General features: G+C 71.7%; 14 protein-coding genes. 8 read left to right on the forward strand and 6 right to left on the reverse strand.

The window, feature by feature from the left end; genetic code table 11:
* Positions 1-53 precede the first annotated feature (53 nt).
* Positions 54-1085 carry a PDZ domain-containing protein gene (locus tag KF837_14330; GenBank protein ID MBX3228493.1) on the forward strand — a complete coding sequence of 344 codons (1032 nt, stop codon included), beginning with the start codon at positions 54-56 and terminating at the stop codon, positions 1083-1085.
* 58 nt (positions 1086-1143) lie between these two features.
* On the forward strand, positions 1144-1917 hold the full coding sequence (locus tag KF837_14335; GenBank protein ID MBX3228494.1) for a Stp1/IreP family PP2C-type Ser/Thr phosphatase: 774 nt from the start codon (positions 1144-1146) through the stop codon (positions 1915-1917).
* Between the two features lie 4 nt (positions 1918-1921).
* Here KF837_14335 and KF837_14340 read toward each other — a convergent pair whose 3' ends face one another.
* From KF837_14340 to KF837_14350, 3 genes are read right to left on the reverse strand one after another with little or no spacing between them, the layout of a single operon-like run.
* Positions 1922-2860, reverse strand: coding sequence for a hypothetical protein (locus KF837_14340; protein MBX3228495.1), 939 nt, complete (start codon positions 2858-2860; stop codon positions 1922-1924).
* Positions 2860-3615 carry a PEGA domain-containing protein gene (locus KF837_14345; GenBank protein ID MBX3228496.1) on the reverse strand — a complete coding sequence of 252 codons (756 nt, stop codon included), beginning with the start codon at positions 3613-3615 and terminating at the stop codon, positions 2860-2862. Before KF837_14345 ends, KF837_14340 begins: the two co-directional genes overlap by 1 nt.
* Positions 3593-4984, reverse strand: coding sequence for a serine/threonine protein kinase (locus KF837_14350; GenBank protein MBX3228497.1), 1392 nt, complete (start codon positions 4982-4984; stop codon positions 3593-3595). Before KF837_14350 ends, KF837_14345 begins: the two co-directional genes overlap by 23 nt.
* 25 nt (positions 4985-5009) lie before the next feature.
* Between KF837_14350 and KF837_14355 the strand changes: the two genes are divergently transcribed.
* Together KF837_14355 and KF837_14360 are read left to right on the forward strand one after the other, a co-directional pair.
* Positions 5010-5876 carry a hypothetical protein gene (locus KF837_14355; GenBank protein MBX3228498.1) on the forward strand — a complete coding sequence of 289 codons (867 nt, stop codon included), beginning with the start codon at positions 5010-5012 and terminating at the stop codon, positions 5874-5876.
* Positions 5877-5891: 15 nt separating this feature from the next.
* Positions 5892-6701, forward strand: a complete 810-nt coding sequence (locus tag KF837_14360) for a galactose mutarotase (protein MBX3228499.1) — start codon at positions 5892-5894, stop codon at positions 6699-6701.
* Here the strand turns inward: KF837_14360 and KF837_14365 are convergent.
* Complete coding sequence (locus KF837_14365; GenBank protein MBX3228500.1) at positions 6688-7296, reverse strand: hypothetical protein; 609 nt, start codon at positions 7294-7296, stop codon at positions 6688-6690. The genes KF837_14360 and KF837_14365 overlap by 14 nt on opposite strands.
* Positions 7297-7505: 209 nt before the next feature.
* On the opposite strand from KF837_14365, the gene KF837_14370 reads away from it, so the two are divergent.
* The gene (locus KF837_14370; GenBank protein MBX3228501.1) at positions 7506-8105 is read left to right on the forward strand and encodes a hypothetical protein; all 600 of its coding nucleotides are present in this window, start codon (positions 7506-7508) and stop codon (positions 8103-8105) included.
* A 14-nt stretch (positions 8106-8119) separates the two neighbouring features.
* Positions 8120-8470 carry a hypothetical protein gene (locus tag KF837_14375; protein MBX3228502.1) on the forward strand — a complete coding sequence of 117 codons (351 nt, stop codon included), beginning with the start codon at positions 8120-8122 and terminating at the stop codon, positions 8468-8470.
* Positions 8471-8478: 8 nt separating this feature from the next.
* On the opposite strand, the gene KF837_14380 is transcribed toward KF837_14375, so the two are convergent.
* Positions 8479-9327: a hypothetical protein gene (locus KF837_14380; protein ID MBX3228503.1), complete on the reverse strand. Its 849-nt coding sequence runs from the start codon at positions 9325-9327 to the stop codon at positions 8479-8481.
* Between the two features lie 53 nt (positions 9328-9380).
* Between KF837_14380 and KF837_14385 the strand changes: the two genes are divergently transcribed.
* Together KF837_14385 and KF837_14390 are read left to right on the forward strand one after the other, a co-directional pair.
* A complete protein-coding gene (locus tag KF837_14385) occupies positions 9381-10766 on the forward strand; it encodes a sigma 54-interacting transcriptional regulator (protein ID MBX3228504.1) in 1386 nt (461 codons plus the stop codon).
* 7 nt (positions 10767-10773) lie between these two features.
* On the forward strand, positions 10774-13614 hold the full coding sequence (locus tag KF837_14390) for a protein kinase (protein MBX3228505.1): 2841 nt from the start codon (positions 10774-10776) through the stop codon (positions 13612-13614).
* Between the two features lie 5 nt (positions 13615-13619).
* Here KF837_14390 and KF837_14395 read toward each other — a convergent pair whose 3' ends face one another.
* Positions 13620-14450, reverse strand: a complete 831-nt coding sequence (locus KF837_14395) for a hypothetical protein (protein ID MBX3228506.1) — start codon at positions 14448-14450, stop codon at positions 13620-13622.
* Between the last annotated feature and the right edge of the window lie 37 nt (positions 14451-14487).

Genomic DNA, 14487 nt, shown 5'->3' on the forward strand with positions numbered 1-14487 from the left:
AAGCCTGGCCGTGCGGCGGGCGGCACGCGGAGTGCTAGATTTTCGGGTACCCCATGCGCGCGTCGCAGCTCCTGGTCCTCGCCGGCCTCCTCTCCTCCTCCGTCGCCTCCGCCGCTCCGCTCCCCTCGCTCCCGGGCGCGAACGCGAACGCGGGCGAAGCGCCGGCCGCCGCCCCGTCCGGCGGAACGCTGGACCTCACGCAGATCCGGCGCGGCGTCGTCCAGGTCGAGCAGCAAGGACGTCCGATGGCGATCGGCACCGTGCTCTCGAAGGACGGCCGCGTGCTCACGTCGCTCTCCGCGCTCGGCGGCGTCGAGGTACCCGAGATCCGCTACGCGGACAACAGCGTCGTCAAGGCGAAGGTCGGCCACAAGGACAAGGCCTGGGACCTCGCGCTCCTCATCCCGCAGACCGGCAAATGGACCGACGGCCTCATGCCCACCGACGCGGATCCGAGCGGCGTCGACATCAAGGCCTTCCTCCCGAAGGCCGGGAAGATGGGCGCGAACCTCGTCGCGATCAAGGGCCGCGCGGAGGCGCACGCGAAGGACGGCGACGCGCTCAACAACGTGCTCGACCTCGATTTGAAGGGCCTCCCCAGCGTGCCGGGCGCGCCGCTCATCAACCCGGACGGCAAGGTCGTCGGCGTCCTCGTCCGCGCGTGCAAGGACGCCGCCCCCGAAAAGCCCGAGAAACCCGATCCGAAGGCGAAGGCGCCGGCCTGCACCCCGATCACGATCGGCGCGCCGGTCCCCGCGCTCCGCGGCTTCCTCATGAAGACGCCGACGACCGCGGTCCAGCCCGCGCCCTGGCTCGGCCTCGGCGGGGTCCCGAGCGAGAACGGGAACGTGAAGGGGGTCCGCGTCATGGGCGTCGCCCCCGGCTCCCCCGCGGAGAAGGCGGGCCTCAAGCCCACGGGAGACAGTCCGGATACGATCGTGGCGGTCGAGGGCTCGCCGGTGGAGACGCCCGAGCAGCTCGCGGAGGCGATCGCCAAACGATCGATCGGCCAGACGGTCAAGCTTCTCGTGTTCAGCGCCGGGAAATTCCGTGAGGTCGCCGTGACCTTGCGCGCCGCGCCGTAACTCTCGGATCTTGTTTGACAGGGGAGCGCGACCCCTGTTGGATCCGTACACCGTGGGACTGCGCATCGAGGTGGCTGGCGAGACGAACGTCGGCATGAAGCGGACGCACAACGAGGACAACTTCTCGATCATCGAGGAGAGCGGCCTCTACATCGTCGCGGACGGGATGGGCGGTCACGCCTCGGGTGAGGTCGCGAGCAAGATGGCGGTCGACTCGCTGAAGGAGTTCTTCGCCGCCACGGCGCAGGACCCGGAGCGGACCTGGCCGTACAAGATGGACCGCTCGAAGGGCTACGAGGAGAACCGGCTCATCACCGGCATCAAGCTCGCGAACCTCCGCATCTACGAGACCGCGCAGCGCGACTCCGGCAAGCGCGGCATGGGCACGACGATCGTGGTGCTCTTCGCGGTGGAGGACGGCGTGTACGTCGCGCACGTGGGCGACTCGCGCAGCTACCGCTTCCGCGACGGGAAGATCGAGCAGCTGACCGAGGACCACTCGCTCCTCAACGACTACATCAAGATGAAGCGGCTCACGGCGGAGGAGATCGCGAACTTCCCGCACAAGAACGTCATCGTCCGCGCGCTCGGGATGAAGGACACGGTGAAGGTCGACACGCGCTTCGAGTCCCCGCGCGCGAACGACGTCTACCTCCTCTGCTCCGACGGCCTCTCCGGCCCGGTCGAGGATCCGCAGATGCTCGAGATCGTCACGCGCTACGGCGGCGACCTGAAGATGACGGCGTCGAAGATGATCGAGCACGCGAACCAGAACGGCGGGCCCGACAACATCACCGTCATCCTCGCGCGCTACATCGACGACGGCAGCTGATCGCTCAGTTGTCGGGCGAGCCGCACGCGAGCCAGGCCTCGACCGTGCTCGCGGAGCCCTTGAGGCCGACGATGGGCGGCATGAGGTTGTCCGGCTTGCGATCGGGATTGACGACGTCGTCGAGCGACGACGCGGCCGGATCGACGGAGCAGGGGCTGATGAGCGGGAGGCCGTTCGAGGTCACGAGCTGCACCATCGCGGCGTAGGTCTTCGCGGCGTCGTTCGGCAGAAAGAGCGGCGGCGGCGTGGCGCTCCCGTGGCAGCGGGTGTCCTGGCAGCCGCCAAGCGAGAGCGCGGGCAACACGTCCTTCGCGAAGCTCGTGCTGCAGGTCGGGGGGTTCGTCAGGACCTTGCCGCCCTTCTGCACGCACGCGGGGATCGCGGCGGCGGACGCGTCGCGAACGCTGGAGGCGTCGGGCTCGTCGAGCGTGATCGGGATCGCCTCCGGCGGAGCGCACGTCGCTCCGCGGATGCAGACGAGGCCCATCGGGCACGAGATCCCGACACACTCGGGTTCGAGGAGGACCGTGACCGGGACGTCGTGCCCTTCGACGAAGCGGACGAGACGCTTCGTGACGACGCAGTTGATCGGCGGCTGACCGTCCTCGGCGTCGCAGGCGTTCGCCGAGTTGCCGTCGAGCCCGGCGACGACGCGGATCGCGACCTCCGCGCTCCGGTCCTCGTTCGGCACGATCACGAGCGACGCGACGAAGCCCGTCCGCGCGTCCTGGCATCCGCGGGCGAACCTCTGCAGCGGTGAGCTCGCGGGATCGTCGATCTCTCTCCGTTTCGCGACGGCGATGCCGACTTGATTGAGCCGCAGAGCGCCATCCTCGCAGAGCTCCGGCGTGGTCCCGACGTAGATCGTGATCGTTGTCGCCGACGCGCAGGCGTGCGGGATCGCGAGCGCGCCGGCGAGGAAGATCCCTCCGAGCGCGCGCATCAGAAGGTCACCAGCGGCGCCACGATCGTCCCCAACGTGCCGTCCGCCGGCGTTCGCTCCGTCGTGAGCGCGACGAAGACCGCGACGCCGGCGGCGGCGACCACCGCGCCGGCGCCGACCCAGAACCACCAGCGCGTGTACACCGGGCCGGCCTCCGCCGCCGGGGCCGACGGCGCGCGCGGGCTCACGACGACGCGCCGCGGCTCCGCCTTCGGCTCGAGCGTCGCGTGGACCTCGTTCACGCGTCCGCCCTCGAGCGCGATCTCTTGCGTCCAGCTGCGAAACCCCTCCTTCGAGATCTCGATCGTCGCCGCGCCGGCGTTGACCTTGATCGTCGACGGCTCGTCCGTCGTCGTCCCGACGATCGTGCTGCCCACGATCACGCGCGCGCCGGCGACGTTCGAGTGGATCTCGAGCGTCGCGACGCGCGTGCGGTAGACGGCGAGCATGCCGTCGAGCCGCGGCACGCGCTTGCGGAGCTCGAACGGCGCGGTGTCGGAGAAGCGCTGGAGGCGATCGAGCGCGTCGGCGTGGCGGCCCATCGCCTCGTACGTGCGCGCGAGGTTGTAGAGCACGCTCGGATCGTGCTTCTCGCTCCACGACGCCTCGTACGATCGCGCGGCCTCGTCGAGCCGGCGCGCGTCGAACGCCTCGTCGCCCGCCTGCTTCAACGCGGCGGCGTCGGCGCGCGCGGCGGGCGCGAGCGTGAGCACCACACACGCCGCGGCGACGCTAAAGGCGAGTCGGATTCTCATCGTACCTGTTGGTCGGCCTCGGTGGCCTCGCGCGCGGGCGGGTGGAGGCCGTGGCCGGCGCGGCGGGCGGCGCCGCGGCGTCTTTCGCGGCGGGGAGCACGGTGGGAATCGCGATCGCGGTCACGGCCGGCGGCGGGGAAGCCGCGGGGACGAGCACGGGCGGAATCGCGGCCCGCTGCGGCGGAGCGGCGGGGGCGAGCACGGCGGGCTCCGCGCGCGGCGTCTTCTTCGGCCCGAGCGACATTGCGAGCGCGAGCGTCGCGACGACGAGGACGCCGGTCGCGATGAGCGGGGCGCGCCGATCGCGCCATACGTCCGTCACGCGCCGGGAGCGCGGCCTCGCGTTCCAAGCGCGCGTCGTCTCGGTCCGATCGGCGATCGTGTCGGCGGTGACGACGGTGTTCGTCGACGACTCGTCGCTCACCGCCGCGGGCGTGCTCGGCGCGACGTCGCGCGCGGAGGGGACGACGGCGAGCTCGTCGATCGCGAGCTTCGTCATCGGCGACGGCTCGGCGACGAACGGGACGAGCGCGCGACCGAGCGCGCGCGCGTCGGGGAAGCGCTTCGCCGCGTTCTTCTCGAGCGCGCGGGCGACGACGGCGGAGAGGTCGCGCGGGACGTCGCGGCGGTCCACGTTCGGGAGCGGCTTGTCGTCGAGGACGCGCGCGGCGAGGTCGAGGCCGCGGCCCTCCGCCGGCAGCGAGCCGGTGAGCAGACGAAAGAGGATGACGCCGAGCGACCAGACGTCGGCCCGCGCGTCGACGTGCTTCGACGCGCGCATCTGCTCCGGCGACATGTACGAGAGCGTGCCGATCGCCTCGCTCGGCGAGGTGAGCTCGGACGTGTTGTCGTGATCGAGGAGCTTCGAGAGGCCGAAGTCGAGCACGCGGATCATCGGGCTCGCCGGGTTGCTGCGATCGAGGAAGAGGTTCCCCGGCTTGAGATCGCGATGGATGATGCCGGCGGCGTGCGCCTCCGCGATGCCGGCGCACGCCTGGATGACGTAGGAGACGGCGTCCTCGCAGCGGAGGCCGGCCTGACGCAGCTCGGCTTGACGCATCTCCGCGCTGAGGTCGTGGCCCTCGAGGAGCTCCATCACCATCACCGGCGCTCCGCCGGCGGCGTCGAAGTCGAGGACCCGCGCGACGAAGCGGCTCCGCAGCCGCGCCGCCGCCCGCGCCTCGCGCTCCATGCGCGAGATGCGCTCCGCCGCGTCCTCGGCGCCCGGGCTCATCAGCTTCAGCGCGACCCGGCCGTCGGTCGCGACGTTGACCGCCTCGTACACGACGCCCATGCCGCCACGTCCGAGCTGGCGGGTGACGCGGTATTTTCCGAGCACCACGTCGCCTTTGGCGGGCAACCACCCCACGCCGCGAGCGTACCATACGGCGCACATGAAGCGGTCCGTCCCCCTGCTGCTGCTCGTCGCCCTCGGCTGTCGCAAACCCACGGAGACGACCGGCGTCGACATCGCGCCGGCGCCCGTCGTCTCGGTCTCGGCGAGCGCGTCGGCGCACGCGCCCGAGCCGAAGCCGCCGCCGACCGGCATGGCGTCGTCCTCGTCCTCGTCCTCGTCCTCGTCCGCGTCCGCGCCGCCGGTCGCCGACGGCGATGCGCGCCTCTACGTCCGGCAGCTCCGCACGGTGATGGTCGACGGCGTCGAAGAGACCTGGGTGCTGCGCTGGCGCGGGAAGCCGACGCCGTCGTGCGTCGACAAAGACTGGTCGACGTGTCCGTGCTGGAGCTTCGCGTACGGCGAGAGGGGCGATCTCGAGCTCGCGCGCATGCGGCCCGACGAGCCGGAGGACGTCTTCGTCTTCCGCAAGCACATGGAGGGCGATCCGGAGCTCCAGCACTGGATCCCGGACAAGGACGATCCCCCCGGCGACGCGCTCTCGCTCGCCGAGATCAAGAAGCGACCGGTCTTCGACGCGATGGAGATCGCCGACTACGATCACGACGGTCGCGCGACCGAGCTCGCGTTTCGCATCGGCGTCGGCGGGGCGTGCGGGCACACGTCGTACGTGCGGCTCGTCGGGCTCACGAAGAAGAACCCGAAGCTCCACCTCTTCGGCCCCGCGCTCCTGAAGAAGGAGTGGGACCGGATCCGGACGATGGACGTCCCCGGCTCGCTGAAGGTCATCGACTACGCGTGCGGCGATCACGGGACGACGGAGGAGGAGTCGCGCGTCATCCACCTCGACGCCGCGGGCAACTTCAAGGAGGAGGCGAAGAAGCGCACGTGCGGTCCGAACGAGTGACCTAGACTCGGCGCCATGCTCCCGACCGCGACGCCTCTCGAAGACACGCTCCTCACGTCGGACGGCGCGACGGTGTACCTCGCGCCCGCGCGCGGCGGGATGGCGACGCGCTTCTTCGCCGGCGAGCGCGCGGTGTTCTACCTCGACGACGACACGCTCCGCGACCGGAGCAAGAACGTGCGCGGCGGCAACCCGGTGCTGTTCCCTTCGCCGGGCAAGCTCGAGGGCGATCGCTGGGGGGACCTGTCGATGGGACAGCACGGGTTCGCGCGGAACGCGGCGTGGAAGGCGGAGGACGCGCGCGAGAGCGCGGTCACGCTCGTCGCGACGTCGAACGACGCGACGATGGCGACGTACCCGCACGCGTTCACGCTCCGCTTTCGCTATGCGCTCACGGGCACCACCCTCCGCATCGAGCAGTCGATCGAGACCGCCGGTCCTTACGGCGTGGGCTTCCATCCGTACTTCTTCGTGCCGCAAGCGGACAAGGCGCGCGCCCGCATCGCGACGCCGGCCACGCGCGCGTGGGACAACGTGAAGAAGGAGGAGATCGCGCTCGGCGGTCCGATCGATCTGACGGCGAAGGAGGTCGACCTCCACCTCGTCGATCACGGCTCGTCTACGGCGGTGCTCGAGCTGCCCGCCGGCCGCGTCGAGGTGCGCGGCTCGCCGGAGTACACGCGCTGGGTCGTGTGGACGGTGGCGGGCAAGGACTACGTCTGCCTCGAGCCGTGGACCTGCCCCGCCGACGCGCTGAACACGGGGACGAGCCTCCTCACCGGTCCGCGCACGCTCTGGACGGAGATCGCGTTCAGCGCGTCGTGATCGTGTAGTGCGCGCCGGGGGTGTCGAGGACGAAGTCGTGCGAGCTCGTCGCGTCGGCGATGCGCCAGCGGTGCGTCGTGAAGGTGCTCTGCGAGACGGTCTGCCCGGGCGCGACCGTCGCCCAGGACCGGAGCGAGCACGCGTGGTCGACCCAATAGAGCGTGACCGATCCCGCGCGCTGGTTCGTGAACGAGAAGGTCAGCGGCGCGCCGTTGCTCGAGCAGTGGTCGGAGGCTCCTTCGACGATCGTGTGGAGCCCGTTCGCGGAGGCGATCGCGAACGGCGGCGGAGGCGGAGGAGGAGGCGGCGGCTCGGCGGGTGGGGGCGCGGGCTCTTCCGCCTCGGGCCTCGTCTCTTCCGTCTCTTCCGTCGTCGTCGTCGTCGTCGCCGGCGGAGGTGCGGGCGTGACGGGTTTGGCGATCCCGTCGTTCGGGTCGACGATGAGCTCGCCCGCTTCCTCCGGCCTGAGCACGCCGCGGGACGGCGGCGTGTCGTCGCCGGCGCGCGCGAGCGTCGGAGGAGCGTCGTCGTTCGCGTCCGCCGCGCAGCCGGTCATCATGAGGAGCGCCGCCAGCACCGTCGAGAGCTTCGTCATGCTCGTCGCCGGACGCACGGCGTATGCCGCGCGGCTCCTCCGCGAGAACCGCGGGCCCCGCGCGCGAGGTCCGCGGACGACAGGCGAGGACGCGAGGCCCCGTGGTGGACTGTCGTCCACGAAGCCCGCGCCACGACCCGCATCCTCCATGGTCTCCACGAGTTGGCGTGATCCACCTCGCCGGCACGCTCGCTGCTTTATCGACCTGCATGAACGACAACACGAAGACCGGTCTGACGCTCTCCCTCGCTCTCGCCCTCTCCTCGATCGTGTGGGGATGCGCCGCCCCGACAGCCGAAGAGGAAGAGATGGGATCGACCGAGTCGCACGTCACCGCGGACCCGGGGACGGCGGACAAGATCACGCTCATCCGCAGCTTCCGCCCGGGCCACGGGCACTGGGCCTCGGTCCGCCAGGCGCCGAGGTACTTCACGCCCGAGGTCCGCTACACGATCCGCCTCCATGGCCAGCGCGCCCTCTTCGCGTGTGGCTTCCAGCGCCACAACTTCCTCTCGCTCGACCCGAACTGCGAGGGGCAGGTGCAGCAGGGCTTCGTCGGCTACGCGGACCAGAACGCGCAGGGCACGCGCCAGCCGCTCTACCGCTGCAACGCCGGGGGCGATCACTTCATCACGACCGATCCGGGCTGCGAGGGTCACGTGATGGAGGGGCTCCTCGGCTGGGTCGAGGACGCGGCCGGCATCGCGCCTCCTCCCGAGCCCGTCGACGAGTGCCAGTACGACTTCGAGTGCGGTGGCGGCATGTTCTGCCAGTACTCCCACCCTCGTCGCTGCGAAGCCGGCGCCTGAGAGGATCGAGCACGATGAAGATCGTTCCGCTCCTCCTCACCGTCACGCTCCTCGGTGCTTGCTCCGCTCCGGAGCCCGAACCCGAAGAGACCGGCTCGACCGAGTCCAGCATGCTCGACCATAACGAGAGGATCCTCGAGATGCAGAGGGCCGATCAGCAGCAGGCTCAGGACATCTTTCGGCAGGTCGCGGAAGACACGCAACGCCAGCGCGCCGAGCGGTGGGCAATACTGCAGGAGACCCAGCGGAAAATCGCCGAGATGACGGCCCAGATCGAGGCCGACAAGGCCCGGGCCGCCGCCCGCGCGGCACAGGCATCGGACGCGGGCGTAGAAGAAGACGCGGACGCGGACGCGGACGACTAGCCCTCGGCTCAGTCGGCGAGAACGACGAAGTCGTCGAAACGGATCACGAACGGCGCCGTCGTATCGTCGACGAAGCGGTTGCCGACGTAGCCGCGGCCGGGCGCGTTGTGCGTCCTCTCGAGCGTGAGCTCGCCCGAGCCGCCTCCGCCTTCGGCGCGCGCGGAGAGCTTGCCCTTCTCGAAGTCGACGATGAGCTCGAGCCGCTTCCACGTCGTGAGGTCCACGTCGACGCGACCCTTGGGCACGCTATTTTGGAGCGGGGTCGGCCGCTGGTCCTGCTCGTTGAGATCGATGAACTTGTTTTTGACGTCGTAGCGGAGGTAGGCGTAGACGTCGTCGCGGAGGAAGCCGCCGAGGTGCAGGTACTCCGGAGCGGTCCCTGCCTCGATCGCGACGCGCACGTCGAAGAGGAGGCGGACGCGCTTGGGCGCGACGGCGATCTCGACCTCGTGCTCGGCGCCGGCGGACTCTCCGCCGAGGTTCGGGTACGAGAACGCGAGCGAGGCAGGCGCCGAGCGCGAGTCGTCGGTCGCGAGCTTGGTCGTCACCCGCCCGAACGACAAGAGCAGCAGGCTCCCGGCGTCCACGCCGTCGTAGTCGAAGCACTGCTTGAAGCGCGCGGTGCCGGCGGCGGCGCAGAACGGTCGCTCGACCGGCGGCACGCTCGTCTCGGACGTCGTCGCGTCGCGCGGCCCGCCGCTGCCGCCGTCATCGTCGTCGTCGTCGCCGGGTGGGCGCGCGCCGTCGCGACCGGGCGCGGGGCTCGACGGCGAAAGATCGAGATCGGTCGTCAGCGTCCAGCAGCCGACGATCGACGCGGCGGCGATGAGGGCGAACGCGGCCCGGGCGCGTGACATCGACCGCGATTCTAGCACCGGTGCGAGGGGAGCCGTTACGATGCTGGGCGATCGTGAGCAGTCGAGAAGCCGAGGGCGCCGCCACCGACGTCCAGCAGAAGCTGGCGCTCAGCACGTTCGCGGTGCGGCAGAAGCCCGTCGTCGCGTGGACGGACGCGTCCGGCGCCCATCGCGAGGGCATCGGCGCGGGGCGCGTGCTCCTCGGGTCGTCGCCGCACGTGCAGCTCCGCGTGCACGATCCCGCGGTGTCGCGCCTCCACGCCGAGCTCGAGCTGCGCGACGGTCACGTCTGGGTGCGCGACCTCGGGAGCACGAACGGCACCTGGGTCGACGGCGTGTTCGTTCAGAGCGCGCGCCTCGGCGCCGGCTCGCAGCTCCGCGTCGGCGCGACGACGATCTCGGTCTCCTTCGCGCCCGACGCCGCGAAGACCGCGCTCTGGCCGTACGAGCGCCTCGGTCCGCTCGTCGCGCGCTCGGAGTCGATGCGGGAGCTCTTCTTCATGCTCGCCGACTTCGCGCGCACCGACTCGCCCGTCCTGATCCAGGGCGAGACCGGGACCGGCAAGGAGCTCGTCGCGCGCGCGATCCACGAGTCGTCGCGGCGATCGGAGGGCCCGTTCATCGTCGTCGACTGCGGCGCGCTCCCGGAGGCGCTCCTCGAAGGCGAGCTCTTCGGCCACGTGAAGGGCGCGTTCACCGGCGCGGCCGCGTCGCGCGCGGGCGCCTTCGAGTCGGCCGACGGCGGCACGGTGTTCCTCGACGAGATCGGCGAGCTGCCGCTCTCGATGCAGCCGAAGCTGCTCCGCGTCCTCGAGTCCCTCACCGTGCGCCGCCTCGGCGAGGCGCAGCATCGCCCGGTCGACGTGCGCTTCGTCTCCGCGACGCACCGCGACCTCCGCGCGATGGTCGCGAACGGCAGCTTCCGCGAGGACGTCTACTTCCGCCTCGCGGTGCTGCCCGCCTTCGTGCCTCCGCTCCGCGATCGACCGAGCGACGTCGGGCTCCTCCTCGAGCACTTCCTCGCCTCGCGCGCGATCCACGTCCGGCCCGAGATCGTCGCGGAGATGGAGCGATGCCCGTGGCGCGGCAACGTCCGCGAGCTCCGCGCCTTCACCGAGCGGGCGATCGCGGTCGGACCCGATCGCGCGTGGGCGATGACGCGCGGCCTCGCGACGGGCGGCTCGATCGCGCCGCCGGCGGCGACGTCGACGTCGACGTCGATCTCGACCTCGGTAGCGACGGTCGCGGGCGATCTCCCGCCGGTCGCGGCCGACGTCCCGTTCAAGGTCCTGCGCGAGCGCTGGAGCGATCACCTCGAGCGCGAGTACCTGAAGAGCCTCATCGCGCGTCTGGGCCGCGCCGACGTCGGGGCGCTCGCGGAGGCGGCGGGCCTCGATCGGAGCTACGTTCACCGTCTGTTGAAGAAGCACGATCTCTGAATCGCCGATGAGCCTGTCGCAGTCGAACCATGGATCGGTGCGCGCGGGCGAGGTCATCGCCGGCCGGTACCGCGTCGAGTCGGTCCTCGGCGACGGCGGGCACGGCGTCGTGGTCGGCGCGGTCGACGTTCGAGGGGGAGAGCGCGTCGCGGTCAAGATGCTGCACGCGACGACGGAGGCCGAGCCCACGCTCGTCGCGCGCTTCCTGCGCGAAGGTGAGGCCGCGTCCCGTCTCCGCAGCGAGCACGTCGCGCGCGTGATCGACGCGGGCACGTCCGCGGACGGTCGCCCGTACCTCGTCACCGAGCTACTCGAGGGGGAGGACCTCGCGCGCGTCATCGCGTCGAGCGACGTGCTCGACGTGGGGCAGGCGGTCGACCTCGTGCTCCAGACGTGCGCGGGGCTCGTCGAGGCTCATGGCGCCGGGATCGTCCATCGCGATCTCAAGCCCGCGAACCTGTTCCTCACGAGCGGGGCCGACGGCCGTCCGCTCGTGAAGGTCCTCGACTTCGGGGTCTGCAAGATCGCGAGCGCCGACGCGCTGACGAAGCCATCCGAGCTGATCGGTACGCCGCGCTACATGTCGCCGGAGCAGCTCGCGGGGCGCGAGGCCGACGCGCGCGCCGACATCTGGGCGCTCGGCGTGATCCTCTACGAGCTCGTGACGAAGCAGTCGCCGTTCGAAGGCGAGCGCCTCTCCGCGATCATGAACGCGGTCCTGACGCAGGAGCCACCATCGCTCCACGATCTGCGGCCGGGGGTGCCGGCCGAGCTGTCGCGCATCGCGCGCCGCTGCCTCGCAAAGCGCCCAGACGAGCGCTTCGCGAGCGTCACCGATCTCGCGAGCGCCCTCGCCCCCTTCGGCCTCACCCCCGCCCGACGCTCGCCGGAGGGCCGGCGCCGCGCAGAGCCAGGTGCGCCCGGGACACTCGCATCGCCGGGCGGACGTGCGCCCGAGCGCTCTCCACCGCCGCGCGTCGAGCCGACGCTCGCGTCGCCGGGGCTTCGGTCGAGCCGACAGCAGGCCGAGTCGGTGACGAACGAGCTCGCCATCGCGACACCTCCGCGCCGTAGCGCGGGCGCGCGCGACTCCTCCAACCACGCGGACGCGGGGCGTGGCGCGAGCGTGCGTGATTCCGCCAACCACGCGGGCGCGTCGTCGAGCGACGTGGAGAGTGGCACGCTCGTTTCGGCGTCGGACGAGGCTGTCGTCGCGACGGCGCCTGCGCGCGAGTCGTCGCCGGCGTCGGTGATGCGGCGGTTCGGTAAGTACGTGATGTACGCGCCGCTCGCGAGCGGAGGGATGGCCTCCGTCTACTACGGCGCGATGGAAGAGGAGGACGGCTCGCTCCGTCCCGTCGCGCTGAAGCGTGTCCGCGCCGAGCTCACCGACGCGAACTTCGCCGCGATGTTGTCGGACGAGGCGCGCATCGCAGGGCGCGTGCGCCACGCGAACGTCGTCGCGACGCTCGACGTCATCGTGAGCGACGGCGAGTCGATGCTCGCGCTCGAGTACGTGCCGGGCGTCTCGCTCGGCGAGCTGCTCCGCACGCTGCGCGCCCGCAACGTGAAGGCGCCGCCTGCGATCGCCTCGGTGATCGTCGCGCAGGTCCTCGCCGGTCTCCACGCCGCGCACGAGGCGGTCGATCTCACCGGCCAGCCGCTCGACATCGTGCATCGCGACGTATCGCCGGCGAACGTCTTGCTCCACGAGCGCGGCGTCGCGAAGGTCGCCGACTTCGGCGTCGCCTATGCGCGCGGTCGTCTCCAGAAGACGACGGAGACGGGCGCGATGAAGGGCAAGCTCGCGTACCTCTCGCCGGAGCAGGTGCATGGAGAGGCGACGCGCGCGTCCGACGTCTACGCGGTCGGCGTCGTGCTCTGGGAGATGCTGGTCGGGCGCCCGATGTTCCAGGGCTCCGAGGGCGAGATCCTCGCCGCGGTGCTGCTCGGCAAGATCAAGCCGCCGTCGACGCAGGGCCGTCCCGACGTCCGCGCGCTCGACGCCGTCGTGATGACCGCGCTCGAGCACGACGCGGGCCGGCGATACGCCGACGCGCAGCAGATGATCGACGCGCTCGCCGCCGCGGCGCCCCCTGCGACGCAAGAGGAGCTCGCCGCGTTCATCGAAGCGCAGATGCACGACTCGCTCGTGCGCCGCCGCTCCGAGATCGGCACGATGCTCGAGGCGATCGCCCGCTCGAACATCTTCGCCGAAGGCGCCCCCGTAACCCTCCCACTCGATCCACCCGCCCACGCGTCAGGCTCCGCGCCCGCGCACGCGTCGGGCCCCGGGCTCGCGCATGCGTCAGGCCCCTCGCCTGCGCACGCTTCAGGGGCCGGGCTCGCGCACGCGTTGGGCCCCGCGCACGCGCGTCCGTCGGTGGCGCCGGATGCGCGCGAGTCGGGGCCTGTCTTCGTGCCGCCGCTCGTGCCTGCGCGCGTCGCTGATGCGAGCGCGCGATCGCGCGGGAGGGTGTCGGCGGTGATCGGCGCCGGCGTTGCGCTCTTCTTCCTCGGCAGCGCGGCCGCGGTGTGGGCCACGATGCGGCCCGCGCGGCCGGTCACCGCCCCGCCGCCGTCCGTCGCGGCGACCGAGCCATCCGTCGCGGTCCCACCACCGTCCGGCGCGACGCCCGAGCCGTCGGCCGAGTCGCCCGGGCCCGACATCGACGACGCACCGGACGAGCCGCCGATCGCCGCGAGCCCGACCGCGAGCATGAGCGCGAGCGCCGATCACAAAGCCCCGCGCGGTCGCCCGCGCAAGAACACGAAGGGGTGCACGCCGCCCTACTACATCAACGAAGAGGGGCGCACGATCTGGAAGCGCGAGTGCTTTCGCAAGTGAGCCGCTCAGCGCCCGGGCGCAGAGAGCCAGAGCCAGACGGCCGCCGCGGCCGCGACGATCGACGTGCCGAGGAGGACGTCCGCGACGACGAGGCGCGTGCGGATGCCGTCCGTCGCGCCGTCTCCGCACGTGCCCGCGGCTCCGCACGCCGACGAGCGGAGGTCGGCGAGATCGCCGCGCGCGTCGAGGCCGAGGAAGATCGACGTGCCGAGCGTCCCGAGCGCGACCGCGCCGAGCCCGATCGCGACCGGGACGCGCGGGAAGCCGGAAGAAGACGGCGGCGCGGGAACAGGCCCGAGCGGCGCGAGCGCAGGCGGCTTCTCCGCGTCCGCGGCCGCGGCCGCGGACGCGGGCGTCGTCTCCCCGGACGGCGCGAGGCTCACGACGACGAGGCGGTTCTTCTCGCCGAGGTTCACGACGACCGACTGCTCGGCCTCCTTGTGCCCCGGCGCACGGACGTGGAACGCGTGCACGCCGGGATCGAGCTCGCGCGGCTGACCGGACACGCGCTCGGCGGCGCCGTCGTCGACGCGGTAGGAGGCGTCGGTCAAGTCGCGAGCATCGTCGGCGGCGCGGACCGCGACGATGACGGACGGCGTTCGCTCGCGGACGGACTTGAGCCACTGCCCGCAGCTCGCGCGGACCGGGCCCGGGCAGCTCGCCGACGCGCACGTCGAGAGGAGCTCGCGCGCGCGCAGGAGCTTGTTCGCGTCGCGCATCGCCTGCCCCTGCTCCGAGCTGTCGAGGCACTGGGCCACGCTCGGCGCGGCCCCCGCGCGGCCGGCGACGAGCGAGCACGCCAGCACCAACGCTGGTCCCATCGCACGTCGCGTCATCGGTCGACGACTATACGCGGCCTCGGGGCTCCGTGGA

The sequence above is a fragment of the Labilithrix sp. genome (assembly GCA_019637155.1).
GTDB lineage: Bacteria > Myxococcota_A > Polyangia > Polyangiales > Polyangiaceae > Labilithrix.

What these genes read in the sequence shown, in the direction of transcription:
- KF837_14395 (MBX3228506.1), bottom strand. Translation starts at nt 14,450, where the DNA reads ATGACGCGACGTGCGATGGGACCAGCGTTGGTGCTGGCGTGCTCGCTC.
- KF837_14375 (MBX3228502.1), top strand. Translation starts at nt 8,120, where the DNA reads ATGAAGATCGTTCCGCTCCTCCTCACCGTCACGCTCCTCGGTGCTTGC.
- KF837_14355 (MBX3228498.1), top strand. Translation starts at nt 5,010, where the DNA reads ATGAAGCGGTCCGTCCCCCTGCTGCTGCTCGTCGCCCTCGGCTGTCGC.
- KF837_14370 (MBX3228501.1), top strand. Translation starts at nt 7,506, where the DNA reads ATGAACGACAACACGAAGACCGGTCTGACGCTCTCCCTCGCTCTCGCC.
- KF837_14330 (MBX3228493.1), top strand. Translation starts at nt 54, where the DNA reads ATGCGCGCGTCGCAGCTCCTGGTCCTCGCCGGCCTCCTCTCCTCCTCC.
- KF837_14340 (MBX3228495.1), bottom strand. Translation starts at nt 2,860, where the DNA reads ATGCGCGCGCTCGGAGGGATCTTCCTCGCCGGCGCGCTCGCGATCCCG.
- KF837_14360 (MBX3228499.1), top strand. Translation starts at nt 5,892, where the DNA reads ATGCTCCCGACCGCGACGCCTCTCGAAGACACGCTCCTCACGTCGGAC.
- KF837_14345 (MBX3228496.1), bottom strand. Translation starts at nt 3,615, where the DNA reads ATGAGAATCCGACTCGCCTTTAGCGTCGCCGCGGCGTGTGTGGTGCTC.
- KF837_14390 (MBX3228505.1), top strand. Translation starts at nt 10,774, where the DNA reads ATGAGCCTGTCGCAGTCGAACCATGGATCGGTGCGCGCGGGCGAGGTC.
- KF837_14365 (MBX3228500.1), bottom strand. Translation starts at nt 7,296, where the DNA reads ATGACGAAGCTCTCGACGGTGCTGGCGGCGCTCCTCATGATGACCGGC.
- KF837_14380 (MBX3228503.1), bottom strand. Translation starts at nt 9,327, where the DNA reads ATGTCACGCGCCCGGGCCGCGTTCGCCCTCATCGCCGCCGCGTCGATC.